Genomic DNA, 347 nt, shown 5'->3' with positions numbered 1-347 from the left:
CGCTGACCGAGGGGCGCAGCTCGTTTTTCTCCATTCTGACGGCGACGATCTTCCCATCTTGACCGAGAATTTCGACCGGCGAGAGGAGGAAGCGGAAATGCACGCGGCGCGGTTTGCCGGTGGCGCCGATCTCCGCATAGGCGCGCAGGTAGTCGAGATTCTTTTGCATGGCGATGTCGCCTTCGATGGCGGCGCTGCTGGCGCGATCCAGCTTCAGCTCATGCTCGAGCACGATGGCGTCGGCAATTTCCAGGTGCCCCATCTCACGAATCTCGGCATTGGTGAATTTCACCTGCGCCGGCCCGCGACGGGCCACGATGTAGATGTCTTTGATGTTGCTTTTGGCC

At 60.5% G+C, this 347-nt stretch carries 1 pseudogene; it reads right to left on the bottom strand.

The features are described from left to right. A pseudogene (locus N2041_RS14510) lies at nt 1-347 on the bottom strand (NADP oxidoreductase); the annotation flags it as partial.

The organism is Tepidiforma sp. (genome assembly GCF_026419595.1).
Taxonomy (GTDB): domain Bacteria; phylum Chloroflexota; class Dehalococcoidia; order Tepidiformales; family Tepidiformaceae; genus Tepidiforma.
This window is presented reverse-complemented; position numbering and strand designations above follow the sequence as displayed.